The 25,391-nt window shown below is 71.3% G+C and carries 26 protein-coding genes; 18 read left to right on the top strand and 8 right to left on the bottom strand.

Going from position 1 to position 25,391, the window contains the following annotated elements:
* Nucleotides 1-88 precede the first annotated feature (88 nt).
* Nucleotides 89-1,396, bottom strand: a complete 1,308-nt coding sequence (locus tag ACFE6Z_RS08745) for a glutamyl-tRNA reductase (protein WP_375385338.1) — start codon at nucleotides 1,394-1,396, stop codon at nucleotides 89-91.
* A gap of 54 nt (nucleotides 1,397-1,450) precedes the next feature.
* Here ACFE6Z_RS08745 and hemE point away from each other — a divergent pair, with 54 nt between their 5' ends.
* The 12 genes from hemE to ACFE6Z_RS08685 all read left to right on the top strand — a co-directional run bounded on the left by hemE (nucleotide 1,451) and on the right by ACFE6Z_RS08685 (nucleotide 11,958).
* Nucleotides 1,451-2,509 (top strand): uroporphyrinogen decarboxylase, encoded by a 1,059-nt coding sequence (gene hemE / locus ACFE6Z_RS08740; RefSeq protein WP_375385337.1) that lies wholly within the window; start codon nucleotides 1,451-1,453, stop codon nucleotides 2,507-2,509.
* Entirely contained in the window at nucleotides 2,506-3,975 is a 1,470-nt protein-coding gene (gene hemG / locus ACFE6Z_RS08735) for a protoporphyrinogen oxidase (RefSeq protein ID WP_375385336.1), read from the top strand. Before hemE ends, hemG begins: the two co-directional genes overlap by 4 nt.
* Before the next feature lie 109 nt (nucleotides 3,976-4,084).
* A complete protein-coding gene (locus ACFE6Z_RS08730) occupies nucleotides 4,085-4,477 on the top strand; it encodes a hypothetical protein (RefSeq protein ID WP_375385335.1) in 393 nt (130 codons plus the stop codon).
* A gap of 1 nt (nucleotide 4,478) precedes the next feature.
* A complete protein-coding gene (locus ACFE6Z_RS08725; protein ID WP_375385334.1) occupies nucleotides 4,479-4,880 on the top strand; it encodes a phage holin family protein in 402 nt (133 codons plus the stop codon).
* On the top strand, nucleotides 4,870-5,148 hold the full coding sequence (locus ACFE6Z_RS08720; RefSeq protein WP_375385333.1) for a hypothetical protein: 279 nt from the start codon (nucleotides 4,870-4,872) through the stop codon (nucleotides 5,146-5,148). Before ACFE6Z_RS08725 ends, ACFE6Z_RS08720 begins: the two co-directional genes overlap by 11 nt.
* Before the next feature lie 65 nt (nucleotides 5,149-5,213).
* Nucleotides 5,214-5,897, top strand: a complete 684-nt coding sequence (hemQ, locus tag ACFE6Z_RS08715) for a hydrogen peroxide-dependent heme synthase (RefSeq protein WP_375385332.1) — start codon at nucleotides 5,214-5,216, stop codon at nucleotides 5,895-5,897.
* A gap of 16 nt (nucleotides 5,898-5,913) precedes the next feature.
* Nucleotides 5,914-6,915 (top strand): hydroxymethylbilane synthase, encoded by a 1,002-nt coding sequence (gene hemC / locus ACFE6Z_RS08710; RefSeq protein ID WP_375385331.1) that lies wholly within the window; start codon nucleotides 5,914-5,916, stop codon nucleotides 6,913-6,915.
* On the top strand, nucleotides 6,912-7,727 hold the full coding sequence (locus ACFE6Z_RS08705) for a uroporphyrinogen-III synthase (protein ID WP_375385330.1): 816 nt from the start codon (nucleotides 6,912-6,914) through the stop codon (nucleotides 7,725-7,727). Before hemC ends, ACFE6Z_RS08705 begins: the two co-directional genes overlap by 4 nt.
* The gene (gene hemB / locus ACFE6Z_RS08700; protein WP_375385329.1) at nucleotides 7,724-8,707 is read left to right on the top strand and encodes a porphobilinogen synthase; all 984 of its coding nucleotides are present in this window, start codon (nucleotides 7,724-7,726) and stop codon (nucleotides 8,705-8,707) included. Before ACFE6Z_RS08705 ends, hemB begins: the two co-directional genes overlap by 4 nt.
* 152 nt (nucleotides 8,708-8,859) lie before the next feature.
* A complete protein-coding gene (gene hemL, locus ACFE6Z_RS08695; RefSeq protein ID WP_375385360.1) occupies nucleotides 8,860-10,194 on the top strand; it encodes a glutamate-1-semialdehyde 2,1-aminomutase in 1,335 nt (444 codons plus the stop codon).
* Complete coding sequence (cofD, locus tag ACFE6Z_RS08690) at nucleotides 10,191-11,171, top strand: 2-phospho-L-lactate transferase (protein ID WP_375385328.1); 981 nt, start codon at nucleotides 10,191-10,193, stop codon at nucleotides 11,169-11,171. Before hemL ends, cofD begins: the two co-directional genes overlap by 4 nt.
* A gap of 1 nt (nucleotide 11,172) precedes the next feature.
* Nucleotides 11,173-11,958 carry a sulfite exporter TauE/SafE family protein gene (locus tag ACFE6Z_RS08685; RefSeq protein ID WP_375385327.1) on the top strand — a complete coding sequence of 262 codons (786 nt, stop codon included), beginning with the start codon at nucleotides 11,173-11,175 and terminating at the stop codon, nucleotides 11,956-11,958.
* A 21-nt stretch (nucleotides 11,959-11,979) separates the two neighbouring features.
* Here the strand turns inward: ACFE6Z_RS08685 and ACFE6Z_RS08680 are convergent, their stop codons facing one another.
* On the bottom strand, nucleotides 11,980-12,192 hold the full coding sequence (locus ACFE6Z_RS08680) for a DUF2945 domain-containing protein (RefSeq protein WP_375385326.1): 213 nt from the start codon (nucleotides 12,190-12,192) through the stop codon (nucleotides 11,980-11,982).
* A 151-nt stretch (nucleotides 12,193-12,343) separates the two neighbouring features.
* Between ACFE6Z_RS08680 and ACFE6Z_RS08675 the strand changes: the two genes are divergently transcribed.
* Together ACFE6Z_RS08675 and ACFE6Z_RS08670 are read left to right on the top strand one after the other, a co-directional pair.
* Entirely contained in the window at nucleotides 12,344-13,789 is a 1,446-nt protein-coding gene (locus ACFE6Z_RS08675) for a DUF222 domain-containing protein (RefSeq protein WP_375385325.1), read from the top strand.
* Nucleotides 13,790-13,811: 22 nt separating this feature from the next.
* A complete protein-coding gene (locus ACFE6Z_RS08670; RefSeq protein WP_375385324.1) occupies nucleotides 13,812-14,444 on the top strand; it encodes a hypothetical protein in 633 nt (210 codons plus the stop codon).
* Nucleotides 14,445-14,478: 34 nt separating this feature from the next.
* Here ACFE6Z_RS08670 and cofC read toward each other — a convergent pair whose 3' ends face one another.
* Genes cofC through cofG form a run of 4 tightly spaced genes read right to left on the bottom strand, consistent with a single transcriptional unit; the run spans nucleotide 14,479 to nucleotide 20,142 of the window.
* Complete coding sequence (cofC, locus tag ACFE6Z_RS08665; protein ID WP_375385323.1) at nucleotides 14,479-15,132, bottom strand: 2-phospho-L-lactate guanylyltransferase; 654 nt, start codon at nucleotides 15,130-15,132, stop codon at nucleotides 14,479-14,481.
* Entirely contained in the window at nucleotides 15,129-16,148 is a 1,020-nt protein-coding gene (gene fgd, locus ACFE6Z_RS08660; RefSeq protein ID WP_375385322.1) for a glucose-6-phosphate dehydrogenase (coenzyme-F420), read from the bottom strand. The genes cofC and fgd overlap by 4 nt, the downstream gene beginning before the upstream one ends.
* Nucleotides 16,145-17,677 carry a flavin-containing monooxygenase gene (locus ACFE6Z_RS08655; RefSeq protein WP_375385321.1) on the bottom strand — a complete coding sequence of 511 codons (1,533 nt, stop codon included), beginning with the start codon at nucleotides 17,675-17,677 and terminating at the stop codon, nucleotides 16,145-16,147. The genes fgd and ACFE6Z_RS08655 overlap by 4 nt, the downstream gene beginning before the upstream one ends.
* Nucleotides 17,674-20,142 carry a 7,8-didemethyl-8-hydroxy-5-deazariboflavin synthase CofG gene (cofG, locus tag ACFE6Z_RS08650; RefSeq protein ID WP_375385320.1) on the bottom strand — a complete coding sequence of 823 codons (2,469 nt, stop codon included), beginning with the start codon at nucleotides 20,140-20,142 and terminating at the stop codon, nucleotides 17,674-17,676. Before cofG ends, ACFE6Z_RS08655 begins: the two co-directional genes overlap by 4 nt.
* A 103-nt stretch (nucleotides 20,143-20,245) precedes the next feature.
* On the opposite strand from cofG, the gene ACFE6Z_RS08645 reads away from it, so the two are divergent.
* Nucleotides 20,246-20,677 carry a hypothetical protein gene (locus ACFE6Z_RS08645; protein WP_375385319.1) on the top strand — a complete coding sequence of 144 codons (432 nt, stop codon included), beginning with the start codon at nucleotides 20,246-20,248 and terminating at the stop codon, nucleotides 20,675-20,677.
* On the opposite strand, the gene ACFE6Z_RS08640 is transcribed toward ACFE6Z_RS08645, so the two are convergent.
* Both ACFE6Z_RS08640 and ACFE6Z_RS08635 read right to left on the bottom strand, forming a co-directional pair.
* Entirely contained in the window at nucleotides 20,674-21,498 is an 825-nt protein-coding gene (locus tag ACFE6Z_RS08640; protein ID WP_375385318.1) for an ABC transporter permease, read from the bottom strand. The genes ACFE6Z_RS08645 and ACFE6Z_RS08640 overlap by 4 nt on opposite strands.
* Entirely contained in the window at nucleotides 21,495-22,805 is a 1,311-nt protein-coding gene (locus ACFE6Z_RS08635) for an ATP-binding cassette domain-containing protein (RefSeq protein WP_375385317.1), read from the bottom strand. The genes ACFE6Z_RS08640 and ACFE6Z_RS08635 overlap by 4 nt, the downstream gene beginning before the upstream one ends.
* A 105-nt stretch (nucleotides 22,806-22,910) precedes the next feature.
* Here ACFE6Z_RS08635 and ACFE6Z_RS08630 point away from each other — a divergent pair, with 105 nt between their 5' ends.
* Genes ACFE6Z_RS08630 through ACFE6Z_RS08620 form a run of 3 tightly spaced genes read left to right on the top strand, consistent with a single transcriptional unit; the run spans nucleotide 22,911 to nucleotide 25,383 of the window.
* Nucleotides 22,911-23,996: an enoyl-CoA hydratase/isomerase family protein gene (locus ACFE6Z_RS08630; RefSeq protein ID WP_375385316.1), complete on the top strand. Its 1,086-nt coding sequence runs from the start codon at nucleotides 22,911-22,913 to the stop codon at nucleotides 23,994-23,996.
* A gap of 2 nt (nucleotides 23,997-23,998) precedes the next feature.
* Nucleotides 23,999-24,841, top strand: coding sequence for an LssY C-terminal domain-containing protein (locus ACFE6Z_RS08625; RefSeq protein ID WP_375385315.1), 843 nt, complete (start codon nucleotides 23,999-24,001; stop codon nucleotides 24,839-24,841).
* Nucleotides 24,838-25,383, top strand: a complete 546-nt coding sequence (locus ACFE6Z_RS08620; RefSeq protein WP_375385314.1) for a hypothetical protein — start codon at nucleotides 24,838-24,840, stop codon at nucleotides 25,381-25,383. Before ACFE6Z_RS08625 ends, ACFE6Z_RS08620 begins: the two co-directional genes overlap by 4 nt.
* Nucleotides 25,384-25,391 lie beyond the last annotated feature (8 nt).

The raw sequence follows: 25,391 nt of genomic DNA, 5'->3' as shown, positions 1-25,391 counted from the left end.
TCGAGGGTGCATTGCGGAGATCGAGGGTGCATTGCGGAGATCGAGGGTGCATTGCGGGCGGGGAGCCTCCCGCGAGCGGGGTTCGGGGTCAGCCGGCGAGGTCGCCCCGGACGGATGCGGGGCCCGCGGCGCCCGCCGCATCCACCGGCACCTCGAGCCCGAACAGGGTCGCGAGGGCCGCGGTGTACTCGTCGGCCCGCCCGGCGGCCGCCAGTTCGTGCGCCCGGGCGGTCGGAGTGTGCAGCAGCACCCCGACGAGGTGGCGGAGCGACTGCTCGGCGCCCGCGTCGCCACGGGCGTGCGCCCGGGCGATCTCCGCCTCCATGAGAGCGAACACGTGCGAGCGCAGCGCGACGACGGCGGGTTCGACCGAACGCACGGCCCCCACGTCGGCGAACCGGCGCGCCGCGTCTTCGACGACGGCGCGCGCAGCATCCGTCGCCTGCAGCTCTTCGAGAGGCGCATGCAGGCGGATCGTCTCGAGGTCGAGCAGGTCGGTGGCGGCGAGCCCCGCGACATCGGGGTCGACGTTGCGCGGCAGGCCGAGGTCGATCACGAGCCGGCGGGCGGGCAACGGTAGATCTCCGGAGAGCGCGGATCCCGAAGAGAAGACGGATGCCGAGAGCACCGGCGCCTCGGACGACGTGCACGTGACGATCAGATCGGCGTGCGCCGCGACGTACGCGAACGCCTCGGACTGCACCGCGCGGATGCCGTGCTTCAGCGCGAACCTCTCGCCGCGCCCCGACGGCGAGTAGGCGGCGATGTCGGCCGCGCCGTGATCGCGGAGCGCCGCGAGGGTCGCGGCGGCGTACGAGCCGGTGCCCACCAGCAGCACCCGCAGCGCCGACCAGTCGGCGATCCGGCTGTCGGCGAGGTCGAGCGCGAGCCGCACGAGCGAGCGGCCGGCGCGGCCGAGGGCTGTCGAGTTCTTGACCCCGCGCTGCGCCTCGGACGCGCGCTGGAAGAGGCGCTCGAGCTCACGCGAGGTGGTGCCGTGCTGCCGCGCATCGACGAGGGCTCTGCGCACCTGGCCGGCGATCTCGCCCTCGCCGACGACGACCGATTCGAGCCCCGCAGCGACGGCGAAAAGATGCTCGGCGACCGCAGGCCCCGCGATCACGCGGTACGACCCGTCGAGTTCGGCCTTCGCGACGCCGGTGACCGACTCGATCGCCGACAGCGCCGCTTCGACCGCGAGAGGACCGGATGCTGTCACCGGCTCGTCCATGTCGACGTAGGCCTCGAAGCGGTTGCAGGTGGCGACCACGACTGCGCCCTGCACGCACTCGTCGTGCGCGGCGATGAGGGGGGCGATCGCGGTGGGGTGGATGCTGAGCCGCTCGAGGAGCTCGAACGAGGCGGTCTTGTGACTCGCCGTGACGCAGATCAGCACGGCGTCCAGTCTACGAGTCGCGGCGGGCGGTCGGTTGTGACGGACAATGGAGGGATGCTCCGCACCGCCGATTCCCCGTTGATCCGCGCGCTGCGCGGCGACCGTCCCGATCGCACGCCGGTGTGGTTCATGCGTCAGGCCGGTCGCTCGCTGCCCGAATACCGGGAGCTGCGGGTGGGGACGCGGATGCTGGGTGCCTGCCTCGACCCGGCGCTCGCGGCCGAGATCACGCTGCAGCCCGTGCGGCGCCACGGCGTCGACGCCGCGATCTTCTTCAGCGACATCGTCGTTCCGCTGCGCCTGGCCGGCGTCGAGGTCGAGATCCAGCCCGGTCGCGGACCCGTGTTCGCCGATCCGATCCGCACCGCGGACGACGTGGCGCGCCTCACGGCGATCGATCCGGCGCGCGTCGCCGAGGCGGCGGGACCGATCCGGGACGCGGTCGGGATCGTCGTCGCCGAGCTCGGCGACACCCCGCTCATCGGCTTCGCCGGCGCCCCGTTCACCCTCGCGGCCTACCTGGTCGAGGGCGGACCGTCCAAAGAGCACCTGCGGGCCAGGGCGATGATGCACGCCGATCCCGACTCGTGGCACCGCCTTGCCGGCTGGCTCGCCCAGGTGTCGGCCGCCTTCCTCTCGGCGCAGATCGCGGCGGGCGCCTCAGCCGTTCAGCTGTTCGACTCGTGGGCGGGCTCGCTGAGCCCCGGCGACTATCGTGCGTTCGTCGCCCCGCACTCGCACGCGGCGCTCGACGGTCTCGGCGGCGTCCCGCGCATCCACTTCGGCGTCGGCACGGGCCCGATCCTCGCCGACATGAAGCTGGGCGGCCTGGCCGATGCGGTCGGGGTCGACTGGCGGATGCCGCTGGATGAGGCCGCTGCGGTGCTCGGCGCCGACACCACCGTGCAGGGCAACATCGACCCCGCGCTCCTCAGCGCCCCGTGGCCCGTGCTCGATGCGCACGTGCGCGAGGTCGTCGCGCGCGGCCGCGCGGCCCGGGCGCACATCGTCAACCTCGGCCATGGGGTGCCCCCCGAGACCGACCCCGGCGTGCTCACCCGGATCGTCGAACTCGTCCACTCCCTCGATCGGTCCGTGGCACGGCAGTCGTGAGCGATCAGCCCGGATCGGCGCTCGGCGAGCTCATCGAGCAGGCCCGCGACACACATGTGGTCGTGATCGGCGGCGGGGTCGCCGGGCTCGTCGCCGCGCTCGAGTGCGCGAAGGTGGGCCTCCGGGTGACGGTGCTCGAGGCATCCGATCGGGTCGGGGGAGTGATCCGCTCGGCCGAGGTCGCCGGGATCACGGTGGATGTCGGCGCCGAGAGCTACGCCACCCGGGGCGGCCACGTGCGGGCCCTCCTGAACGAGCTCGGGCTCGACGATGCGATCGTCCGCCCCGCGGCGGGGCGCGCATGGGTGGCGGGGCTCCCGGGCGGAGCGGCAGCACCGCTGCCGTCGGGCGGGATCCTCGGCATCCCGGATAACCCCTGGAGCCCCGAGGTCCGCAGGATCATCGGCTGGAGCGGCGCGTGGCGCGCGTACCTCGATCGCCTGCGGCCCCCGCTCACGATCGGGCACGAGCGCAGCCTGGGGCGGCTCGTGCGCAGTCGGATGGGCGACCGTGTGCTCGAGCGCCTCGTGGCGCCGGTGACCGGCGGCGTCTACTCTGCGCGACCCGACGACATCGACGTCGATGTCGCCGCGCCGGGCCTCAACTCGGCGCTCACGCGCGCGGGATCGCTGGCCGGCGCGGTCGGTCAGCTGGCCGGTGCGCGCTCGGGATCGCCGGGGAGCGCCGTGGAGGGCATCGACGGCGGGATGTCGCGCCTGCCGTCCGCGCTGCGCTCCCGCCTGGTCGAGCTCGGCGCCGACGTGCGCACGTCCGTGCGGGTCGAGGCGGTCACCGCGGCAGACAGCGGGTGGGCGATCACGATCGCCGACGCAGGCGCCGCGCTGCACGCCGACGCCGTCATCGTGGCCACCCCCGAAGCAGAGGCCCGCCGCCTCCTCAGCGCCGTGGTCACGGCGCTGGACCCGGCGCCCGCGACCCCCGCCGCGATCGTCGAGATCGTGACGCTCGCGCTGGAAGCCCCTGATCTGGACAGTGCCCCGCGAGGCACCGGCGTGCTCACGGTGCCCGGCGCCCGCGCGGCCAAGGCGCTCACCCACTCCACCGCGAAGTGGGCGTGGCTGGCCCGCGACGCCGGCGGCCTGCACCTCGTGCGGGTGTCGTTCGGCGCGCAGGGTGAGGCACCGGCCACGTCGGAACTGGATGACGCGGATGCTGCGCAGCTCGCGCTGGTCGAGGCATCCGCGCTTCTCGGTGTCGCGCTCGACCCGACGCAGCTGCGCGGTGCGCACCGCGAGCGCTACGTGCAGTCGCAGCCGGCGTCTGCGATGGGGCAGGCCGAGCGCTCGGCGGCGGCGCGTGCCGCCGTCCGCGCCGTGCCCGGCCTCGCCGTCGTCGGCGCGTGGATCTCGGGGACCGGGCTCGCCCAGGTCGTGCCCGATGCGGTGGCCGAAGCCGAGCACGTGCGCCGCGGAGCCCTGTGGGGCGACCGGGCCGCCGATCGCTGACCCGCCACGACGGCTGGCGGGGCGGCTTGTCAAGGGTGGATACCGGAAATGGAATACCGGTCTACCCTGGTGAGCAGACCAGCAGTCTCATCCAGTGTGAGGAGACCCCATGAGGGGCAAAGTAGGACTCGTCATCGGGCTCGCCGCCGGCTACGTGCTCGGCACCCGCGCGGGCCGCGAGCGTTACGAGCAGATCAAGGCCCAGGCGGCCAAGGTGTGGAACCTCGACCCCGTGCAGGAGCAGGTGGGCAAGGTCAAGGAATTCGCCACGTCCAGCGTCATGGCGCTTCCGCAGGCGGTGTGGAATGGCGCCGTCAAGGTGACCAAGGCGGCATCGTCGCGCGGAACGGCGGGTCAGAAGCTGGATGCCGCGGTGAGCGCGGGCAAGGCGTCCGTCGACGACGTCGCGAAGGCGGCGGACACGTCGGCGGCCGCCGTGAAGAAGGCGGCAGACGACGCGATCGACGACATCGCGGACGCCGCGGGTCGGGGCGGGAGCTGAGATGACGACTCCTCGCGGCTTTCGCGACCGGTCCGATGACAGCATCTTCACCCTCCTCGGAGACATCCCCGAGCTCGTCCGCAACCTGATCGTCGCGGAGATCGATTCCGCCAAAGCATGGGTGAGCCGCACGGCGAAGGATGCTGGAGTCGGAGCCGGATGGTTCGTCGGCGCGCTGTTCGTCCTGTTCTGGTCGATTCCCGTCTTCGGCACGTTCGTGATCGCCGGCCTTTCGTCATGGTGGCCGGTCTGGCTGTCGGCGATCGTGGTGTTCGCCGTGATGCTCGTCGTGACGATCGTGCTGGGGCTCCTCGGCTTCCTGAGGTTCCGCAAGATCAGCAAGACCCAGAATCCCGCCCAGTCCATCGCCATCGACGTGAAGGAGGTGCGCGATGAGTTCTAACTCGCCCGTGCCCGTTCCGCGCACCGCCGTGCCGATCGGCATCGCCGATCCTGTCGAGCAGGCGCGCACCGAGCTCAAGGCGGCGCTGGCCGCGATCGAAGAGAAGGCCAACGTGCCGCGGCGCGTCTCGCGCATCGCCGATGAGCGGATCACGCAGGCGCGCAGCTTCACGCGGCAGAACCCCGCCCTGGCCACCGCGGCCGTCATCGCCGGTGCGGCGGCCGTGGGCGGAATCGTCTGGGCTCTGGTCCGCGCCTACACACGCTGACCCTCGGCCGATTCCTACGGCCCGGGGCGTTTGCCGCGCGCCGCAGGCCGGGAGAGACTGGAGAAATGGCACCCGAACCAGACGCGCCCGACACGGCGTCCTCGTACACGCTGTGGGCCGTCTTCCGGCGCGACCCCCAGCATCCGGTCATCGAACCCGACGAAACCGAGGTTGCCGCGATCACTGACCTGATCGAAGAGGGCGGCGTGATCGTGCGCGGCTTCTACGACGTCAGCGGTCTCCGCGCCGACGCCGACCTCATGATCTGGCTGCACGGGCCGGATGCCGAAGGTCTCCAGCGCGACCTGCGGCGCCTGCGCCGCACGGAGCTCCTGCGCCCCCTCATTCCGGTCTGGAACGCGATGGGCGTGCATCGCGACGCCGAGTTCACCCGGTCGCACGTGCCGGGGTTCCTCCGCGGCATCGCGCCCAAGCGGTGGCTGTGCGTCTACCCCTTCGTCCGCAGCTACGAGTGGTACCTCCTGCCCGAAGAGGAGCGGCGGCGGATGCTGGCCGAGCACGGTCGCAAGGGCGCGGCGTTCACCGGGGTGACCGCCAACACCGTGGCGTCGTTCGCGCTCGGCGACTACGAGTGGATCCTGCCGCTCGAGGCCGACGACCTGACCGACCTGGTCGACATGATGCGCGACCTCCGTTACACCGACGCCCGCAGGCACGTGCGCGAGGAGGTGCCGTTCTACACGGGTCGACGCATCGATCCGCACGAGATCCCCGAGGTGCTGCAGTGATGCAGCCGGTGATGCGGTGAGCAGCGCCCTCAGACTGGGCACGCGGCGCAGCGCCCTCGCTCTCGCGCAGTCGCAGCAGGTCGCCGACGCGCTGGCCGCAGCATCCGGCCGCTCCGTCGAGCTCGTGCCGATCGTCTCCGAGGGCGATGTGTCACGCGCCTCGCTCGCGTCGATCGGGGGGACGGGCGTGTTCGCGACCACCCTGCGGGCGGCCCTCCTCGCCGGCGAGTGCGACCTGCTCGTCCATTCGCTCAAAGACCTGCCGACCGCGCCGGCGCCCGGTCTCGTGATCGCCGCGACCCCGCCGCGCGAAGACGCCCGCGATGTCGTGGTCACCCGCGGCGATACCCCTCTGCATGGCCTCGCGCCCGCCTCGACCGTCGGCACCGGCTCGCCCCGCCGGGTCGCGCAGGCACGGCGGCGCAATCCGCGTGTCGACGTGCGCGATCTCCGCGGCAACGTCGACTCGCGGCTCTCTCGCGTGCGCGACGGCGAGCTGGATGCCGTGCTCCTGGCCGCTGCGGGTCTCGCGCGCCTCGGCATCGACGATCCGGCGCTGCGCTTCGAGCTTCTCGGAATCGCCGAGTGGCCGACTGCCCCAGGCCAGGGAGCGCTCGCGGTCGAGATCCGCGAGGACGCCCCCGCCGAGCTTGCCGCCGCGGTCGGCGGTCTCGACGATGAGCTCACGCGTATCGCCGTCACCGCCGAGCGCGCCGTGCTCGCCACGCTCGAGGCGGGATGCTCCGCCCCGATCGGGGTGCACGCCGAGCTGCAGGGCGCCGATCTGCGCATCCGCGCGCTCGTGTACTCGCTCGACGGTGCCCGGCGTGTGGGGGTGGACCGGACGATCGCACTGGGTCCGGGGTATGCTCGGGAGTTGTCAGGCAGTGGCAATGGTGCGGATGCTGCCGATGGCGCGAGCCCGGTCGCGCGAGCAGAGCGCGCCGGGTCCGATGTTGCTCGTCGGCTGCTCGAACGTGGGGCGGCCGAGGTGGTACCACGAGAGTCGACCCAATGAATTCAGCCCCACAGCACGCCCCCGCCAAGCCTCTCGCCGGCTGGCGCGTTCTTGTGCCCCGCGGCGGCCCGTGGGGCGACGGTGTCGCGGCCGCCCTCCGCTCGCAGGGCGCGACCCCGGTCGTCGCGCCGCTGATCAACTTCGCTCCCACCAACGATCAGGCAGCGCTCGACAGCGCCCTGGCCGACCTCGCCGGCGGAGCGTTCGACTGGCTGACCGTCACGAGTGCCACCACGGCTGATGTGCTCTACGCCTACCGTGCCGAGATCCCCGGGAAGACCCGCGTTGCCGCCGTCGGAGAGACCACGGCCGCTGCGCTCCAGTCAATGGGCTATCGCGTCGACCTCATCCCCGAGCGCGACAACTCGGCGGCCGGCATGGCCGAGCAGCTCATCGCCCTGGAGCCCGAGCCGCGCGACGTCCTGACCCTCCGCAGCGAGATTGCGAAGCCCGTGCTCACCCGGATGCTGGCCGAGGCCGGTCATCGGGTCCGCAGCGTCGTCGCGTATCGAACGGTCGGCGTCCCGGTGACCGAGCGCATCGCGCTGGACGTCCGCTCCGGGCGCATCAACGCGATCCTCGTCACGAGCGGCTCGGTCGCCGAGCAGGTGTCGGCCCAGTTCCCCGAGATCCCCGAGGCGACGGTGATCGCGGCCATCGGCCCGCGCACCGCGAAGGACGCCCGGCGTGCGGGGCTGACGGTCGACGTCGTCGCCGAGCGGCAGACCGTCGATGCGCTCATCGAGGCGGTCTCGCGGTTCTCGCTGCCCCACAGCACTGATGAGAACAGCGCTGACGAGTTCACGCTGTGAGCTTCGCCGTCCACCGGCCGCGGCGGCTGCGCCAGTCGCCCGCCGTCCGCAGACTCGTCCGCGAGACGACTGTCCGCCCCGGGCAGCTCATGCTCCCGATGTTCGTCCGCGAGGGCATCACCGAGCCGAACGTCATCGCCTCGATGCCGGGGGTCGTGCAGCATTCGCTCGATTCGCTCCGCCGGGCGGCGGTCGACGCTGCGGCCGCCGGAGTCGGCGGCGTCATGCTCTTCGGGGTTCCCGCCACGCGCGATGCGCGGGGCTCGGGGGCCGATGATCCGCAGGGCATCTTGAACGTCGCGACGGCTGCGGTGGTCGAGGAGGTCGGTGACGCGATCGTCGTGCAGACCGATCTGTGCCTGGACGAGTTCACCGACCACGGGCACTGCGGCGTCCTTGCCACGGACGGCTCGGTCGACAACGACGCGACGCTCGAGCGGTACGCCGCGATGGGGCTCGCACAGGCACGCGCGGGCTCGGCGATGCTGGGCCTCTCGGGCATGATGGACGGTCAGGTTGGGTTCGTGCGCGAGGCGCTGGAGGCCCAGGGCTTCACCGATACGATCCTGCTCGCGTACTCGGCGAAGTACGCGGGAGCCTTCTACGGGCCGTTCCGTGAGGCGGTCGACTCGCAGCTCCAGGGCGATCGGCGCACCTATCAGCTCGACCCCGGGAACGGGCGCGAGGGGGTGCGCGAGGCTCTGCTCGACGTCGAAGAGGGCGCCGACATCGTCATGGTCAAGCCCGCGATGCCGTACCTCGACGTGCTGGCGGAGGTCCGAGCGTCCGTCGACGTCCCGGTGTGGGCGTACCAGGTGTCGGGCGAGTTCGCGATGATCGAGGCCGCCGCGGGCAATGGCTGGATCGACCGCCGCGGCGCGATCCTCGAGTCGCTCACGGCGATCCGCCGCGCAGGGGCCGATGCGATCCTCACGTATTTCGCGATCGAGGCGGCCGGCTGGCTGCGGGAGAGCAGATAGAACCCCATGACGGGTGCTTACGGCAGAGCAGCGTGCGCTAACTCCGCCTCAACCATCCCGGCGGACGGGCTGGGCCCTGAATTCACCCGGGCGCCCGCCGGCGCCGCGACCGATGAGGCGGAGTTATGACACAGGCAGACACGGCGACCGCGATGACCGACGCCAACGACGACCTGTTCGCCCGCGCTCGCGCGGTGATCCCGGGCGGCGTCAACTCGCCCGTCCGCGCCTACGGCTCGGTCGGGGGCACGCCTCGGTTCATCGCGTCCGCGCGAGGGCCCTACATCACGGATGCCGCTGGTCGCGAGTACGTCGACCTCGTGGCATCGTGGGGCCCGGCCCTCCTCGGCCACGCGCATCCCGAGGTCGTCGAAGCGGTGCAGGCCGCAGCATCCCGCGGTCTGTCCTTCGGCGCACCGACCGGCGCCGAGGTCGATCTCGCCGATCTGATCGCCGAGCGCGTCGCCGCCTCGACGGGCGCGGCGACCGTGAGGCCCGTGGAGCGGGTGCGGCTCGTCTCGACCGGCACCGAGGCGACGATGACCGCGATCCGCCTCGCCCGCGGGTTCACCGGCCGAGATCTGCTCGTGAAGTTCGCCGGGCACTACCACGGGCACTCCGATGGCCTCCTGGCCGCCGCCGGTTCGGGCGTTGCGACGCTCGCGCTGCCGGGGTCGGCGGGTGTGCCCGCCCCGATCGCGGCGCAGACGCTCGTGCTGCCCTACAACGATCTCGACGCAGTCCGCGAGGCGTTCGCCGTGCACGGCGACCGGATCGCCGCCGTCATCGTCGAAGCCGCCGCCGCCAACATGGGCGTCGTCGCTCCGCTCCCCGGCTTCAACGCGGCCCTGGCCGACATCGCGCACGCCGCCGGTGCACTCCTGATCCTCGACGAGGTGCTCACCGGATTCCGGGTGCACCCCGCCGGATTCTGGGGCCTGCAGGCCGAGGCCGGCGAGGAGTACACCCCCGACCTGTTCACGTTCGGCAAGGTCGTCGGCGGGGGCATGCCACTGGCCGCGCTCGGCGGCCGGGCCGACGTCATGGACTTCCTCGCTCCGGTCGGGCCCGTCTACCAGGCCGGCACCCTGTCGGGCAATCCGCTCTCGGTCGCGGCTGGCATCGCCACGCTGCAGCTGACGACACCCGAGGTCTACGAGCGAGTGGATGCTGCGGCATCCGCTCTATCGACGGCCCTGTCCGGTGCGCTCGAGATCGCCGGCGTCACGCATGCCGTGCCACGGGCGGGCTCGCTGTTCGGGGTCGCATTCCTCCCCGAGGCGCCCGCCGACTACGCGACGGCGCTGACGCAGGAGTCGTGGCGGTACCCGGCGTTCTTCCACTCGATGCTCGACGCGGGCGTGTCGCTCCCGCCCAGCGTGTTCGAGGCGTGGTTCCTCACCGCCGCTCACGACGAGGAGGCGCTCGCGCGCGTGCTCGCCGCGCTGCCGGATGCCGCGCGTGCCGCGGCGGAGGCCACGGCGTGACCGCCCCACGCGTCGTCGTCCTCGCGGGAGGCGTCGGCGGCTCGAAGTTCACCCTGGGCGTGCGCGAGGCCCTCGCCCGCCGGGGTGCCCCCGAGGCCACCGTCGTGGCCAACACGGGCGACGACCTCTGGCTGAGCGGCGTGCGCCTGCAGCCCGACGTCGACTCGCTCGTCTACGCGCTCGCGGGCGTGAACGACACCCAGCGCGGCTGGGGGCGCAGTGGCGACACCGAGCGCGTGAACGCCGAACTGCAGGCCTGGGGCGCCGGGTGGCCCTGGTTCACCCTGGGCGACCTAGATCTCGGCACGCACCTGGCCCGCACGGGCTGGCTGCGTGAGGGGCAGACGCCGACGCAGGTGATCGAGCGGATGTCGCAGCGCTGGCCGCTCGGCGTCCACCTGCTCCCCATGACCGACGCCGAGGTCGACACGCAGGTGGAGCTCCGCGACGGGTCGTCGATCCACTTCCAGGAGTGGTGGACGCGACACCGCGCGGCGCTGGAGCCTGCGGCGTTCCACAACCCCGGCATCCGCGACGCGCGCCCCGCACCCGGCGTGGTCGAGGCGATCGCCGCGGCCGATGTCGTGCTCATCGCCCCCTCGAACCCGGTGGTCTCGATCGGTCCGATCCTGGCCGTGCCCGGCATCCGCGATGCACTCCGATCCGCCCCGGGCAGTGTGGTCGGCGTCTCGCCGATCATCGGCGGTCGCGTGGTGCGCGGCATGGCCGACGTGTGCCTCGCGGCGATCGGCGTCGAGACGTCGGCGGCCGCCGTGGGGGCGCACTACGGCGCGCGCACGGGCGACGGGATCCTCGACGCGTGGCTGCTCGCCGAGGAGGATGCGGGTTCCGCCGACGAGGTCGCGGAGCACAGCATCCGTCCGGTCGTCACTCCCCTCTGGATGACGGATGCTGTCGCGTCCGGCGCGATCGTCGATGCCGCGCTCGCCGCCGCCTTCGACGCCGCTGGGTGGTGACGTGCCGGCTCTGACGGGGCCCACTCTGGCGCTGCCCGCTCTGGCGGTGCCCGATCTGAGCACGTTCGCGTGGGTGCTGCTGGTCATCGCGGCCTTCACCGTCGGGATCTCCAAGACGTCGCTGCCGGGAGCCACGATCCTCTCGGTCGCGATCTTCGCGGCGATCCTGCCGGCGAAGCAGTCGACCGGCGCCCTGCTGCTGCTCCTCATCGTCGCCGACGTGTTCGCCGTGCTCACCTACCGGCGCCATGCCAACTGGCCGGTGCTGCTGCGGCTCGCGCCCGCGGTGCTCGTGGGGGTGCTGCTCGGCGTCGCGTTCCTCGCGTTCGCTCCCGATCAGTGGGTGAAGCGGTTCATCGGCGTGATCCTGCTGGTGCTGATCGCGATCACGCTGTTCCGGCGCCGCGTGCAGGCGCAGGTGCTGGACGGCGGCCCGCACCGGGTCGCCGCCGCCACGTACGGCACGCTGGGCGGGTTCACGACGATGGTCGCGAACGCCGGCGGCCCGGTGATGTCGATGTACTTCCTGGCGTCGCGGTTACAGGTGAAGGAGTTCCTCGGCACCGCCGCGTGGTTCTTCGCTCTCGTGAACCTCACGAAGCTGCCGTTCTCGATCGGCCTCGGGCTGATCACCGGGCCCGAGCTGCTGCTTGACCTCGTGCTCGTTCCGGCGGTGGTGGGCGGCGCGCTGATCGGCCGTTGGCTCGCGAACCGGCTGAACCAGGCGCTGTTCGATCGACTCGTGATCGGGCTCACGATCGTGGGCGCGATCTACCTGCTGTTCTGAGGCCGGGCCTCGAGTCCGACCTCAGGAGAGTCGGCGCAACGCCGAACGCTGGTGCGCCGCACGCGCGCCGGTCTTGTCCGACTCGACGATGAATTTCGGATCTTCGGCCGAGGCGGTGAAGTGCTGATCGTCGAACTCGAAATCGCGCGTGCGCCGTTCGACGACCTTGCCGCGCGTGCGGCCCTGCGATGTGTTCCAGCTCACGCGGTCTCCGACCGTCAGCTCGCTCGCCATGGATGCTCCTTCCCTCGGTCGCACACCTGTCTATGGGCCCCATCGATGCTGCCAGCCGCCTCGACCCAATTAGCCCAAAGGAGTCAATTTGTCTCGCTCGATCATATCGATTGCTCGAAGCAATGTCTGAGGGGCTCGGCACAATAGATGCATGGCAACCCCGCTCGAGATGGCAGACCTCCCACCGGAGGTCGCCGCCCTTCTGTGGGCGGAGCGCGCCGCTGCGGCGGAGGAATGGATGCCGGTGCCCGACGCCGAGTGCGACTCCGATCCGTGGGCGTGCGCGGTCGGGGCGGACGGGTCGGCGATCGGGCGGCACATCGCCGGCGGCTTCCACGCCGAAGATCTGCTGTTCGAGTGGGAGCGCGCTGCCGAGCAGATCGCTCGCTGGCAGGGTGTGCAGACCCGGCTGCTCGCCGAGGCGCTCGACCTCGCCGTGCAGGGCGACACCGCCGGATCGGATGCGGAGTTGTCGGTGCGGAACATGGCCGCAGAGCTCGCGTGCGCCGTCGGCATGTCGGATCGCACGATCCAGCAGCGGATGTCGGATGCTGTGGCCCTGCGCGATCGGTTCCCCGCCACTTTCGAGCACCTCCGTTGCGGGCGCTTCTCACGCTCGCACGCCCAGGTCGTGCTCGACGAAGGCACGCGGCTCGGCGATGACGAGGCTCGCGCCGCCTACGAGAAGGTCGTGCTCGAGCGTTCCTCCGGTCTCACGGTGGGCGCGTTGCGAACCGTCGCGAAGGCGGTCGCCGAAGGCCTCGACCCGGTCTCGATCGCGCAGCGCCACGCGAGTGCCCGAGAAGCGCGCCACGTGCTGGTCCGAGACGTCGATGACGGCATGTCCGAACTCTGGGCACTGCTCCCCGCGGTCCTCGCCCACGGCATCCACGACCGACTCACCCAGCAGGCCCGCAGCGTGATGGGCGCGGTAGCCGATCAAGGTGATGCCGTCGAAGGTGGTGCGGTCGAAGGTGATGCCGTCGAAAGTGATGCCGTCGACGCTCGCTCGCTCGACCAGGTGCGGGCCGACATTCTGTGCGACGTGCTGCTCACCGGGCACGCCACCACGGCCAGCATCGATCGCGAAGGCATCGACGCCTACAAGGCGTTCCGGCCGATCGTGCAGGTCACGATCCCGTTTCTCACTCTCATGGGCGAATCGGATGCTGTGGCCACCCTGAACGGGCGCATCCCGATCGATCCCGAGACCGCCCGCCGACTCGCCGGCGCGGCGACGATCTGGGATCGGGTCCTGACCGACCCCTGCACAGGCGACGTGCGCGCTGTCGACCGCCGGTTCCCGACGGAAGACCAGCGTCGATTCCTCCGCGCCCGCGACGAGCACTGTCGGTTCCCCGGTTGCCGTCAGTCGGTCTGGCGGTGCGATGCCGACCACACGATCGACTACCAGTACGGTGGGCGCACCGAGCCCGGCAACCTCGCGCACCTGTGCCGCCGACATCACAGTCTCAAGGGGATGTCTGCCTGGACGGTGACGCAACTGCCCCGCGGGGTTCTCGAGTGGACCAGTCCACTCGGGCGCATCTACACCGATCAGCCCCCGCCGACTCTGCGGTTTCTCCCCGACAGCTGACCTTTCCGTCTACCTTGGTCGCATGCGCTCCTCCGTGCCCATGCCGGGAAACCCGTGGCCGCACGACATGCAGATCGAGGTCGACGACTCCCCGCATACTCTGATCGAGCTGCTCTGGGTGCGCGAGGCATGGGATCTGCGTCCCGTCGGCGACGACCTCCCACCGCTGCTTGACGCACCGGCGGCGAAGGACGCCCGCCGGCACGTCGACACGCACGGGTGGGCCGAGGACTGGCCGACCATCTGGCGCGATGCGGTCGCGCACGCCGGCACCCTGCGCGACCCCACGCTCTTCGCGGCACTCCAGGCCTCGGCGAACGGCTCGCAGCAACGCCGTGAACTTCTCACGAAGATGGTCGGACCATCTGCGAGAGATCGGTTCATCGACGCGTTCGACGACTCATGGAGCGAGTGGAGCACGGCCCAGTCGGCCACCCGCCGCGCTGAGCGGACCCTGCCTCTCGAGGAGCACCCGGAGCGGCGGTCGCTCGACGCGCTCATCCCGGCGTGGGAACGCGGGCTGCTGAAGATCGTGACCATCCCTGTCCGAGGCCCGCACACGCGACGGATCGGGCCGCACGTGCTGCTGACCACCCACGCGATCCGCGCGGATCCGGTCGCGTACGCGCAGGCACTCGCGAGCTTCACGAGCTGATCGACGGGCCGACCCGAGCGATCCGGCACCGAGACTACGAGGCGATGCGCTCCGCAACGAGCCCGCGCGTGCGCGCGCCGAGGCCGAGCGCCTCGGCGGCGGCCAACTGCTCGGCAGTGTCGACGTCGCGGCGCAGGGTCGAGGCATCCGGAATCCCGAGTGCCACGCACCCCAGCGCGAGATGGCGCGCGAACGAGTCGACGCCGAACGCCGAGGCCCAGGCGACGCCCGCGCGGGCGGTGACGAGCGTCGAGCCGACGCTCTCGCCATCCGACACGACGCCGCGATCGACGGATGCTGCGGCCGCCAGTGCGTCGGTGAGATCGGCGGGTCGCAGGGCGGGGAGGTCTCCGAGGAGCGCCGCGCGCGGCATCCGCTCGCCTGCGGCCTCGGCGCCCAGCGCGACCGCGGCGTCGATCCCGCGCGGGCCGCCGGGCGTCTGGCTCTCGGCGATGAACCGCAGTCCGGTGATGCCGGAGGCCAGGGCGACGAGCCCGCCGTCGTCGGTCACGACGAAGACCTGAGCCACTGCGGGGCAGGCCGCGGCCGCCGCGATGGTGTCGAGCGCGATCGCCCTGGCGAGGGCGATCCGGTCGACGCCGGCGACACTCAGGCGCGATTTGCCGAGCGAAGCGGGTTTGACCGGGATGACGACTGCCCAGCGCGACCCCTCGGCCACCGCCGTCACTCGGCGAACCGCGCCCGGAGCCTCGGCAGGATCTCCGCGCCGTACGTGCGGAGGAACTCCTCCTGATCGTGGCCGGGGTCGTGGAAGACGAGGTGACGGAACCCGAGGTCGACGTAGGCCGCGATCCTCTCGACGTGCTCGTCGGGGTCGGTCGACACGATGAACCGCGAAGCGACGCGCTCGATCGGCAGTTCGGCCGCGAGCCGCTGCATCTCGATCGGGTCGTGCACGCGCATCTTGTCCTCGGCCGACAGCGCCAGCGGCGCCCAGAACCGCGTCTTCTCCAGCGCGACATCGTGATCGGGGTGGTACGAGACCTTCACCTCCATGAGGGTGTCGATCGCATCCTCGGGCCGACCCGCCTTCGACAGGCCCTCCGCAAGGGCGGGAAGGAGGGTCTCGGTGTACAGCGCGGGGTCTTTCCCGGAAGTCGTGATGTAGCCGTCGGCGATGCGTCCGGCCAGCCGCGTCGCCGCGGGGCCCGACGCGCCGATGTAGATCGGCACCTTCTGGTCGGCGGGGGGCCGATCGTAGATCGTCGCGTCCTTCACCGAGTAGTAGGTGCCGTCGAACGTCACGCGCTCATCGGCCCACAGCGCCTCGATGAGCTGGATCGCCTCTTTGAGCCGCTGGAAGCGCTCGGGCGCTTCCGGCCACTCGAGGCCGAGCGTCACCTCGTTGAGGGCTTCGCCCGTGCCGACGCCGAGGATCACGCGGTTCGGGTACAGCACGCCGAGTGTCGCGAACATCTGCGCGACCACGCCGGGGTGGTAGCGGAACGTCGGGGTCAGCACCGAGGTCCCCATGACGATCTTCGAGGTGCGTGCGCCGAGCGCGCCGAGCCACGGCACGGCAGCCGGGGCGTGCCCGCCCTCGTGCATCCAGGGCTGCAGGTGGTCGGAGACGAACACCGAGTCAAAGCCCATCTCTTCGGCGAGCACGCCGAATTCGAGCAGCTCGGTCGGTCCGAACTGCTCGGCCGAGGCCTTGTATCCGAAGCGCAGCGGAACGGTCATGGCGTGTTGTCTCCTTCGTCTGGTGCTTCGTCCGGCGCGCCCGCGCCGTCATGGACTCTCGCGCCCCGTCGTGCACTCTCGTGCACGAACTCCGAGCCGTCGGCACGCGCCAGCCGCGAGCGGAACGCGTCGACGGTCCCCGGCCACAGCAGCGTGAGCCGCCCCGACCTCTCGTCGACGTACCAGTTGCGGCATCCTCCCGTGATCCAGGGAGTGGATGCTGCTGCCCGCGCGATCTCGTCTGTGTACGCCTCTTCGGCGGACGGTTCCACGCGGAGCACCCCGCCGACCGCGTCGCGCGCCGCGAGCGCCCGCACCGCGTACGCGGCCTGCTCCTCGACCATCAGCACCGACGAGTTGTGACCGAGCGACGCATTCGGACCGTTGAGCACGAACAGATTCGGGAAGCCGCTCACGACCGTCGATGCGAACGAGGTCATGCCGTCCGACCAGTGCTGGTCGAGCGTTGCGCCGTCTTCGCCGCGGATCAGGGCGGCGTACGGCTGCCGGGTGGAAGCGAAGCCGGTCGCCAGTACGAGCACATCCGCCTCGTGGCGCGCGCCGTCGGCGCCCACGAGCGTCTGCCCGTCGACCTCGGCCAGCGCCGACGGCTGAAGGGTCACCCGATCCGAGGCGACCGCCGGGTAGAACTGGTCCGACAGCAGCACCCGCTTGCACCCGAACGCGTAGTCCGGGGTCAGCGCTGCGCGCAGCGCCGGGTCGGTCACCTGCGCGTGCAGATGATCCAGAGCGATTCGTGTCGCTGTGGCGGATGCTGCAGCATCCCCCGATCGCGACGCGAAACGCGCTTCGCCCTGGGTGTACAGCTCGGCCCGCAGGCCATCGAGCGCCTCCGGATGCGTGGCGAACAGCTCGCGCTCGGCGTCGGAGTAGTGCCGCGCATCGCGCGGGACGATCCACGCCGGAGTGCGCTGGAACAGTGTAACGTGCTGGGCGAGCCGAGCGAGCTCGGGCACGAGCTGGATCGCGCTCGCGCCGGTGCCGACCACGGCCACGCGTGCGCCCGCGAGGTCGGCGGAGTGATCCCAGCGGGCGGAATGGAAGAGGGGACCGGTGAAACCCTCGAGCCCCGCGATGTCGGGTACCTCGGGCTCGGTCAGACGCCCGCACGCCAGCACGAGCGCGTCCGCCTCGACCAGCCCGGGGATCGCACCGCCCGTCTCGATCAGCCAGCGATCATCGACCCACCGCGCCGAGAGCATCGGCGTCTGCAGGCGCAGCCGATCGCCGAGCTGCTCGCGGTCGGCCACGTCTTGGAGGTAGGCGTGGATCTCGTCGCCGCGCGCGTACACGCCCGACCAGTCGGGGTTGGGGTGCGCCGCGAACCCGTACAGGTGCGAGGGCACGTCGCAGGCGACGCCCGGATAGGTGTTGTCGCGCCAGGTGCCGCCGACGGATGCTGCCCGCTCGAGGATCACGAACGACTCGCGCCCCGCGCGCCGCAGCGCCATCGCCATGCCGATGCCGGCGAAGCCGGCCCCGACGATCGCGACATCGACCCGGCTCACGGTGTTCCCTGACCGGACTGCGGTCCCTGACCGGACTGCGGTCCCTGACCGGACTGCGGTCCCTGAGCCTGTCGAAGGGCCGGCTCCTTGTAGTCCGTCGTCCGCACCCGCAGCGGCCGGAACATGCGCGCGGCGATCGCCGCAGCATCCTTCACCGGCAGCTCGAGCCCCTGTTCGACGCCCGCGTCGGGGCGCACGCGACCATCCAGCAGCGTGCCGCCGAGGTCGTCGCCGCCCGCGCGCAGGAGTTCGGCGGCCGCGGACAGGCCGACACGGGTCCACGGGATCTGGATGTGCGAGATGCTGCCCGACAGCAGCAGCCGCGAGACGGCCACCATGGCGCGGTGCTCGTCGAGCGCGGACCGGCCTTCGACGAGGGCGACGGCGTGGCCGGGCAACGGGATCGGCACGAACTCGGTGAAGCCCCCCGCACCCGACGACGCTGCGACGGTCTGCAGCTCGCGCAGCAGGCGCAGATGCGCGATGCGCTCTCCGGCGGTCTCGACATGGCCGTAGAACAGCACGGACGTCGAGCCGAAACCGGCGCGGTGCGCCGACGTGATGCCCTCGATCCAGCGGTCGATCTCGATGTCGTCGGGGGCGACGAGCCCCCGCACGCGCTCGCTCAGCACCTTGACCCCCGTGCCCGGCACGGTCTTGACGCCGGCGTCCTTCATCGCCGCGAGTGCCTGCTCGAGGCTCAGCCCGCTCCGGTCGGCGAGATCCCATACGTCCTGCGGACGGTAGGCGTGCAGGTGCATGCCGGGGGCCGCGCCCGTGATCGCCCGCGCGAGGGCGAGGTATCCATCGGGAGACTCGGATGCCGGCATCCGGCCCTGCACGCAGACCTCGGTCGCGCCGAGATCCCAGGCATCCGCCGCGATCTCGGCCGCCTCGTCGAGGCTGAACGTGGCGGGCACGCCCGGTCGCTGCGCCTGTCGAAGCACGGTCCGGCGAAGCGCGCTGGAGGCGAGGTTGCGGTTCACGACGATGCTCACGGCCTCGCCGACCGTGTAGCGGCGGAGGTCGTCTGCGGTGGAGGTGAGGGTGATCAGGTCGTCGCCGGTCGCCTCGAGCAGCGCGACCCATTCGGCGTCGTCGAGGGCGAGCGGATCGGCGGCGGCGGTCTCGGCCAGGTTGCGACGCTTCGACAGGCTCAGCGACCGCGGTCCCGCGCTCAGCGACCGAGCCCGCCCGGTCGCTGAGCTTGTCGAAGCGTCCGCAGCAAGCCCCGACTCCGGGTCGGCCAGCGCGGTGACGGCCTCGTGCAGCGCCGGGTCTATCCAGGTTCCGGCATCGCGCACGAACTCCGGCTGGGCGGTGAGGCGCTCGCGCAGTGCGAAGCCGAGGGCGGCGGTCATCGCCGCGAGGTCGTCGAGATGCGGCCACGGCCGCTCGGGGTTCACGTGATCGGCGGTGAGGGGCGAGACGCCGCCCCAGTCGTCGGCGCCGGCGCGAACGAGGAGGTCGAACTCGGCCGGGTCCGACAGATTCGGCGGCACCTGGATCCGCATGCGCGGCCCCATGACGAGCCGCGCGACTGCGACGGCGGCGACGTATTCGAGCACCGAGGCATCCGGAACCGACTGCATCGCCGTCCGCGGCTTCGCGCGGAAGTTCTGCACGATCACCTCCTGGACGCCGCCGTGGCGCTCCTGGATCTCACGCAGGGCGATGAGCGACTCCGCGCGATCGCGGAGGGTCTCGCCGATCCCCACGAGGATGCCGGTCGTGAACGGGATGCCGGCACGCCCGGCGTCGTCGATCACGCGCAGGCGCAGATCGGGGTCTTTGTCGGGCGACCCGAAGTGCACCTGACCGGGCTCCTCATAGAGGCGGCGCGAGGTCGTCTCGAGCATCATCCCCATCGAGGGGGCGGTGGGTCGCAGCATCCGCAGTTCGTCGTACGACATGACGCCGGGGTTGAGGTGGGCGAGCAGGCCGGTCTCGGCGGTGATGAGTCGCGCCATGGCGCCGACGTAGTCGAGAGTCGAGGTGTAGCCGTGCTCGTCGAGCCACGCGCGCGCCTCGGGCCAGCGGTCTTCGGGCCGGTCGCCGAGCGTCAGCAGCGCCTCTTTGCAGCCCATCGCGGCACCCTGACGGGCCACCGCGAGCACCTGCTCGGGCGACATGTAGGTCGGCTTGTGCATCTTGAGCAGCTGCGCGGGGGTGTCGACGAAGATGCAGTAGTGACAGCGGTCGCGGCACAGGGTGGTCAGCGGAATGAACACCTTGCGCGAGTAGGTGATGACACCGGGCCTGCCGGATGCCTCGAGCCCGGCATCCCGCACCGCTCCGGCGAGCTGCAGCACAGCTTCGAGCTGTTCACCCGACGCGGCGAGCAGCGCCTCGGCGTCGTGGGCGTCGAGCCGTTCGCCGGCTTCGGCTCGAGCCAGGCTCACGGCGAAGGCACCGGCACCGGTCTCGCCGCCGTCGACCTGGGAGGAGGGCTCGAGCAGGGTCACCGATCAAGTCTGTCACCGCACGGGTCGCCGAGGGCGCCGGATCGTTGCCCGTCTGTAAGCAAACAGCCGTCATCGGCGCGCGGCGCGCTGGCAGACTAGACGCATGGTCACCCTGCTGCTCGACTCCGCGCAGCTCGAGGTCGTGCTCTCGCGCGTCGAGCACACGCTCGCATTCCGCAAGCGGAATGTTCTGATCGACCGCGTCGCTATCGACAAGGTGCAGCTCACCGACGATGCCTGGACGTGGCTGCGCGGGGTCCCGGGCCCGGGAACCCATCTGCCGGGCACGATCGCGATCGGCGCGTGGAAGCACGCCGGCGCCCGCGACTTCGTGCTGATCCGTCGCCACCGGCCCGGAGTCGTCATCGACCTGACGGGCCACGATGAGTTCGAGCGCATCATCCTCACCACCCGCCACGGTCTCGCGCTCGTGCAGGCGCTTCGGCTCGATGTCGCCGCGCAGGCGGCCGACGTCGCCGACATCGCGACGGGCACGACTTCAATCCCGCCCGAACCCGAAGAAGAACGCCGCTAACTGACGTCCCGGCGCCAGCTGAAGAGGTTCCCCAATACGAGGAACAGCGCCGCGTAGCCGAGCAGCACGAGCCCGCCCGCCCACCACGTGAGTGGATCTCCCGCCGCGGTGCCCGCCCCGGTCGCGCCGCCGAAGACGCTCGCACCCACGAGCGCATCGCCGGCAGCGCCGGGGAAGAAGCGGGTCACGTCGCCGAGTCCGTCGACGAAGGATGCCGCGATCCGGCCGATCGGCTCGAGGAACTGCGTGAACACCAGCACGCCGACGATCGCGCCGACCTGGTTGCGCACGAGCGCGCCCACGCCGATCCCGATCAGCACCCAGAGCACGAACGAGATCACCATGCGGCCGATCAGCGCCCACGTGTCGCTCGAGCCGAATCCGGCGTCGAATCCGAAGCCGGCCAGGAACGCGGCGCCGGGAGCGACCGAGGCCACGATCCCGACCACGGCGTAGAGCACCCCGATCAGCACCCCCACCAGCGCCTTCCCGCCGAGCACCAGGCCGCGCCTCGGCGTGGCGAGGAACGTTGGCGTCAGCGTCTTGTGCCGGAACTCGCTCGTCACCATGAGCGTGCCGATCAGCAGCGGGAAGACGTACCCGACGGACGTGGCCGCGCTGTAGATCATCGCGGGCAGCCCATCGGCCGAGATCTGCGGTCCGCGCGTCGATAGGGCGCCGGCCGCGGACGCGGACAGGACGAAGCCGAGCGCACTCGCCGTGAACGCGACGTAGACGAACAGGACGATCGCGAGGATCCACCACATCGAGGTCGAGAACTGCTTGGTGGCCTCCGAGCGGCTCACATTCATCAGGCTCATCGGGGCTCACCTCCGTTCTCGTCGGGCACGGGGTTGCCATCCGCGTCGAACGACGCGAAGAACCGGTCGGCCTCGGCGTCCGACTCCGTCTTCTCGCGCCGCTCCCACGGTCGATCCGGCTCGAGGGATTCTTCGTCCTCGACGGCGTCGGACTCGACGGTCTCTGCCTCAGGGGGATCCGCCTCCGGGGGATCTGTGTGCGGGGGGATGATGTCGATGATGCCGGTGCTGGCCACGGCGAACGCCGCCGGGTGAGTCTCGGGTTCGCTTTCCGGGGCGGGCTCGCTCACCGGCGCAGGCTCGCTCACCGGGGCCTCGGTGAGCGCGACCGCCGGAGCGGCAGCCGGAACGGCAGCGACCTCGGCAGGAACCTCGGGCTCCGGCATCCCGGACGCAGTCCCACTCGGGTGCACCCGCACGCCGTTGACGAGATCGAGGAAGACCTCCTCGAGGGCAGGACCCCGGCGTTGCAGGGCGGAGAGGGCGACGCCCGCGCGCGCGGCGATCGCCCCCACCTCGACCGGGTCGGTGCCCCGCACGGTGAGACCGGAGCGGAGCACCTCGAACGCGACCCCGGCATCGCTGAGGGCGGCCGACAGGCCCGCGCGGTCGGGCGAGTCGACGACCGTCGCGTACTCCGACGGGTCGGTGAGGTCATCGAGGCCGCCCTGGAACACGAGCCGCCCGTGCGCGATGATCAGCAGGTTGTCGACCGTCTGCGCCACTTCGGCGAGCAGGTGCGAGGAGACGAGCACCGTGCGCCCCTGTCGTGCGAGTTCGCGGAGCAGGCCACGCAGCCACTTGATGCCCTCAGGGTCGAGGCCGTTGGCCGGCTCGTCGAGCACGAGGACTCCGGGGTCACCGAGCAGGGCGTACGCGAGCCCGAGGCGCTGGCGCATGCCGAGCGAGAATCCGCCGACCTTGCGGCCCGCGACGTCGGCGAGCCCGACCATGCCGAGTGCGGTATCAACCTGCGTCAGCGGGAGCCCTGCCGCCTGCGCGTAGACCTTCAGATGGTTGGCGGCGGAGCGACCGGGGTGGAAGCTGGATGCCTCGAGCACCGCGCCCACGGTCTGCAGCGGGTCCTTCAGCTGCGCGTACGGCATCCCGCCCACCGTCGCGGTGCCCTCGGTGGCTCGGACGAGCCCGAGCAGGATGCGCAGGGTCGTCGTCTTGCCCGCCCCATTGGGGCCGAGGAAGCCGGTCACTGCTCCCGGCTCGACCCGGGCGGTGAATCCGCCCACGGCTCCCACGGTTCCGAAGCGCTTGGTGACGCCGGTGAACTGAAGCACCTGTCCGTCGGGCATGGCGCCACCTCTCGTCGTCGTGAGCCGTTTCCCTCATCTTTGCGGAAAAGTCATCTCCAGGTGTGATCCGCAGAAGACGCCGACCCCGACGCTAACCTTGCCCCTGTGAAGGACGACGCTGCGACGGGCCAGAGTTCCGCATCCCGTGTGCTCGCTCGCACGCGCGGCGCGCTCGGCCATCTGACCCTCAATCGTCCCGAGGCGATCAACGCGCTGGATCTGGGGATGGTGCGCGACCTCGCCCGTGCGCTGGATGCCTGGGCGGCCGACTCCGACGTCGACGTCGACATCGTGGTGCTCGACGGCGCGGGCGAACGCGGATTCTGCGCGGGCGGCGACGTGCGCGGGCTCTACGGCCAGATCGCGTCGGACGACGCCGCGGCGACGGCCGGCTTCTTCCTGGCCGAGTACGCGCTGAACGCTCGGATCGCCGAATATCCGAAGCCGTTCGTCGTGCTCGCCGACGGCATCACGATGGGCGGCGGGATCGGCCTGGCCGGCCACGCGGCGATCCGGGTCGTGACCGAGCGCTCGAAGCTCGCCATGCCCGAGACCCGGATCGGCTTCACCCCCGACGTCGGCGGCACCTGGCTGCTCGGGCGCGCTCCCGGACGCCTGGGGGAGTACCTCGGACTGACCGGCGCGTCGATGGATGCTGCGGACGCGATCCACTGCGGATTCGCCGACTACTTCGTGCCCGTCGCGCACCTCGACGGGCTCCGCGAGGCGCTGCAGACCAGGGCAGACCCGTCCAGTCCCACCGAGATCGTGCTGCTGTTCGACGAGACCGCCGGCGCCTCGTCGCTCGAGGCGGCCCAGGGGTGGATCGACGACGCGTTCTCTGCCGACACGGTCGCCGAGATCATCCAGCGCCTTCGCGCGCGACCCGAGCCGGAGGCGGCGACCACTGCGGAGCTGCTCACCACTTCGTCGCCCACCGCTCTGACGATCACTCTCGAGGCCGTCCGCCGCGCCCGCACCCTCCCCGATCTGCGTGCCGCGCTCGCCCAGGAGTACGGCCTGGTGATGTGGTTCGCCCAGACGCAGCCCGACCTGCTCGAGGGCATCCGCGCACAGCTCGTCGACAAGGACCGCAACCCGCGCTGGCAGCCGGCCACGATCGACGAGCTCGCGCCGGACCTCACAGCATCCGCCTTCTCCTTCGTGCCGTCGCAGCCCCTCTGGAGCTAGCAGTGGCCGACCCCAGCGCGAAGACAGCCAGGCGCCGTCGCGCGTACTCGGTGGGTATCGCCCTGGACTGGTTCTTCTTCGTCTTCGCCGGCGTCGCCGCCATCTGGCTCGCGTATCTGAGCTTCACCGAGACGTTCCAGCTCGGCTGGTGGGGCATCATCGCCGTCATCGCCTTCTGGGTGCTGCTGGCCTACCTCGTGCTGCCTCGACTGCATCGGATCCTCACGACGATCTACGTGCCGGACTATTTCATCGGCCGCGCACGCACGAGCGACGGACTGCTCGGCGACCCCGTGAATCTCGCGTTCATGGGGTCGGGCGAGCAGATCGCCGCGGCGCTCGGTGCGGCCGGCTGGACGCGGGCCGACCCGGTCACCTTCGGCTCGTCGTGGCGCATCGTGCTGTCGACCCTGACCCGCCGCAGCTACGACGAGGCGCCGGTGAGCCCGCTGTTCCTCTTCGGCCGCCAGCAGGACTTCGCGTTCCAGCAGGAGGTGTCGGGCAACCCCGCGCAACGGCACCACGTGCGGTTCTGGGAGTGCCCCGAGGGATGGCTGCTGCCGGGCGGCCGTCGCGTGGACTGGGTGGCGGCGGGCACGTTCGACACGGCTGTCGGCCTGTCGCTGTTCACCCTCCAGATCACCCACCGCATCGATGCCGACACCGACGTCGAGCGCGATCACATCGTGCAGACGGTCACGGCCGCTGATCCGCGGATCACCGTGGACGTGATCGCCGACTTCTCGACGGGCTATCACGCGCGAAACGGCGGGGGCGACAGCATCCGCACCGACGGCGACCTGCCGATCGTCGATGTCACCTCGGTCCAGGAGGTGGTGGCATGACCGATTCCGACCGCCGGCCGACCGAGCTGCCGCGCGACCCCGGCAAGCGCCCCGCATACGAGCCTGCCGCTCGGCTCATGCAGCCCGTGGTGTACGACCCCGAGATGAAGCGTCCGATAACGACCGTCGCCGGCGCGGTGCTCGTGCTGCTGCGCGTGATCGCGGGCGCGCTGCTGCTGACCGACATCTCGTTCAGCTGGAAGACGCTGGCCAGCCAGGCCGATGCCGCGCTCACCGATGTGGTCATCTCGCCCGAGCTCGCCGCCGCCGGACTCACCGTCGTGGTCGTGGTCGGCGGTGCGGCGCTGCTCGTGGACGGGGTGCTCGGTCTGCTGACGTATCGCGGGAGCAATGTCGCGCGCGTGATCGTGATGCTCTTCTCGGTCGTGTCCATCTCCTTCTCATTCGTCAGCTGGTGGACCGAAGGCCAGGAGATCACGCTCAAGACGAGCCTGTTGTCGCTCGCCTTCGACATCCTCGTGCTGCTGGCGCTTTCCAGCCGCAGCGCCGCCGCCTACGCCCGCCGCAACGAGCGGCGCTGAGCCGGGCG

The sequence above is a fragment of the uncultured Microbacterium sp. genome (assembly GCF_964244775.1).
Classification (GTDB): Bacteria; Actinomycetota; Actinomycetes; order Actinomycetales; family Microbacteriaceae; genus Microbacterium.
The sequence above is the reverse complement of the archived record's forward strand: the minus strand, read 5'-3'. Positions and strand labels throughout refer to the sequence as shown.

Excerpts from the sequence above, each read along its gene's own strand:
- ACFE6Z_RS08705 (WP_375385330.1), top strand. The coding sequence starts at position 6,912 with ATGAATTCAGCCCCACAGCACGCCCCCGCCAAGCCTCTCGCCGGCTGG.
- ACFE6Z_RS08620 (WP_375385314.1), top strand. The coding sequence starts at position 24,838 with ATGACCGATTCCGACCGCCGGCCGACCGAGCTGCCGCGCGACCCCGGC.
- ACFE6Z_RS08725 (WP_375385334.1), top strand. The coding sequence starts at position 4,479 with ATGACGACTCCTCGCGGCTTTCGCGACCGGTCCGATGACAGCATCTTC.
- ACFE6Z_RS08670 (WP_375385324.1), top strand. The coding sequence starts at position 13,812 with ATGCGCTCCTCCGTGCCCATGCCGGGAAACCCGTGGCCGCACGACATG.
- hemL (WP_375385360.1), top strand. The coding sequence starts at position 8,860 with ATGACCGACGCCAACGACGACCTGTTCGCCCGCGCTCGCGCGGTGATC.
- hemQ (WP_375385332.1), top strand. The coding sequence starts at position 5,214 with ATGGCACCCGAACCAGACGCGCCCGACACGGCGTCCTCGTACACGCTG.
- ACFE6Z_RS08730 (WP_375385335.1), top strand. The coding sequence starts at position 4,085 with ATGAGGGGCAAAGTAGGACTCGTCATCGGGCTCGCCGCCGGCTACGTG.
- ACFE6Z_RS08680 (WP_375385326.1), bottom strand. The coding sequence starts at position 12,192 with ATGGCGAGCGAGCTGACGGTCGGAGACCGCGTGAGCTGGAACACATCG.
- hemE (WP_375385337.1), top strand. The coding sequence starts at position 1,451 with ATGCTCCGCACCGCCGATTCCCCGTTGATCCGCGCGCTGCGCGGCGAC.
- fgd (WP_375385322.1), bottom strand. The coding sequence starts at position 16,148 with ATGACCGTTCCGCTGCGCTTCGGATACAAGGCCTCGGCCGAGCAGTTC.
- ACFE6Z_RS08645 (WP_375385319.1), top strand. The coding sequence starts at position 20,246 with ATGGTCACCCTGCTGCTCGACTCCGCGCAGCTCGAGGTCGTGCTCTCG.
- ACFE6Z_RS08720 (WP_375385333.1), top strand. The coding sequence starts at position 4,870 with ATGAGTTCTAACTCGCCCGTGCCCGTTCCGCGCACCGCCGTGCCGATC.
- ACFE6Z_RS08640 (WP_375385318.1), bottom strand. The coding sequence starts at position 21,498 with ATGAGCCTGATGAATGTGAGCCGCTCGGAGGCCACCAAGCAGTTCTCG.
- ACFE6Z_RS08635 (WP_375385317.1), bottom strand. The coding sequence starts at position 22,805 with ATGCCCGACGGACAGGTGCTTCAGTTCACCGGCGTCACCAAGCGCTTC.
- ACFE6Z_RS08675 (WP_375385325.1), top strand. The coding sequence starts at position 12,344 with ATGGCAACCCCGCTCGAGATGGCAGACCTCCCACCGGAGGTCGCCGCC.